We start from the raw sequence: 1,819 nt of genomic DNA on the forward strand, positions 1-1,819 counted from the left end.
AGACTGCTGAACTATGGGCTGTTCCGGGTCCTCGGGTGGATAGTCCGGAACGCTCGGGCCTGGCCGCCTGGGAGGCGGTTGTGGGTGCTCGGGCGCGGGGTCTGGGGAGCGGCCGGAGGCCGGTCAGGCCAGGGCCCAGCCACCGGTGGCCGATCGGTGCAGCCCGAGGACGAGCAGGCGGCGCAGGTTCAGTGCGGCGGCGCGGTGGGACAGCCAGAGATCGTTGAGCCGGACACCACGGAACCGGAGGCGCCGGTTGCCGCGGGCCAGCCAGGCGATGCTGCGTTCGACCTCGGCCGGTGCCGGCGGTAGCCCTCCACGAACTCAGGGTCGCGGGCTGCGGCGCGGTGAGCGCGGTGCAGGGCGTCGTGGGGGTGCAGCCGCAGGGTCCGCCCCGCCGCCGAGGTGGTGCAGCGGGTGGCGAGTGGGCAGCCGCGGCAGCGGGCCCCGAAGACCGCGTAGCGACTCGGGGTCCAATGGGTGGTGAGCCCGTTCGGGCAACTCACCAGGCCCGCGGCCTCGTCGATGGTGAAGTCGTCGATGCTGAACCCGCCCTCGACGGTCGGGCGTAGCGGGCAGGGTTTGATGACCGCCCGATGCCCGGCGGTCGGCGAGGGCGGCGAGCATGTCTCCGGTGCCGTAGGCGGAGTCGGCGAGGACCTCCACCACCGGCTGATCTGCCTCGTCCGGGTGTCGCTCACCCGTCTCGCTGGTGGTGTCGGGGAGGGTCTGGTCTCGGGCAAGGAGCTCAATGCCGACCGCGGCGTCGGAGTGCTGCGAGCCCGAGGCCGGGGTCAGCGCGGTGGCGGTGATGATCCCGGTGTCGGGCTCGACGACCAGGTGGGCCTTGTAGCCGTCGCGGCGCTGGTTACGGGTCTTGTGGGCGTGGCGGGTGTCGGGATCCACCGTGGAGATGACCCGGCCCGGGGCGGTGCGCGGGGCGATCCGCAGCCGCTGATCACCCACCGCCCGTCGCGCCCGTCGGAGTCGGGCGCGGGTTCGACGTCTTGGCCGGCCACCAAAGCCAGTAGCCCGACCGCCTCGGCCGCTGCGGGTCCGAGTTCCTGCTCGGGCAGGTGCCCCAGAATCCGGTGGGCATCCCCGACCAACCCGTCGACGAGCTCGGCGCGAGCGGCCTGGTCGTCCCAGGCGATCCGCGGTTTCCCGGCCTGGGTGTAGCCGTGCGTGCGGGCCTGGACCGCCATCACCTCGGCGGCACCGGGAACCTCCCGGGCGACCCGGCGGACCGCGGCGATGATCTGGGTGACGGTGTCCTGGGCGGCCACCGCGTCGTCGAGGATCGTGGAGTCCAACGCCCGCCGACGCCTCCCGGCCAGCGCGCCGGTCGCGGCGACGACGGCGCGGACGGCGTCGAAGATCCGCTCCGGACGCTCGGACGCGACCAGGGGCCGTCGCCAGTAGGTCAACGTCGTCGGGTGGAAACCGGCGTCGGTGACCGCGAGTCCGCACGCGGCCTTCCACCGCAGATCGAAGGTGAGTGCCTCCACCGCCTCCCAGTAGGAGAACCCGTGCAGGGTTTGCAGGACCAGCACCGAGGCGACCACCTCGACCGGTACCGACGGACGCCCCCACCCGGCGGCGAACAGGTCGGCGAACATCTCGTCGGGAAACAACTCCCGACGGTGCCCGGCCAGGAACGCGAACACCCCGCCCTGCGGGAGCAGATGCCCGGTCACGGACTCGACATCGAGCAACTCGCGCTGCGGATCAGACCGTCCCTGCATCCGCCCAGCCTCCCAGGCGAGCCAGATCAACACCTCAACCCAGGCCGCGAGCTTTTCATCAGTCTCCTAGCGTG

1 pseudogene is annotated in these 1,819 nt (G+C 72.4%); it reads right to left on the reverse strand.

The annotated features are described in order from the left end of the window. Positions 1-123: 123 nt before the first annotated feature. Positions 124-1,745, reverse strand: a pseudogene (locus PSU4_RS30820) (IS1182 family transposase). Between the last annotated feature and the right edge of the window lie 74 nt (positions 1,746-1,819).

Source organism: Pseudonocardia sulfidoxydans NBRC 16205, assembly GCF_007989085.1.
Lineage (GTDB): Bacteria > Actinomycetota > Actinomycetes > Mycobacteriales > Pseudonocardiaceae > Pseudonocardia > Pseudonocardia sulfidoxydans.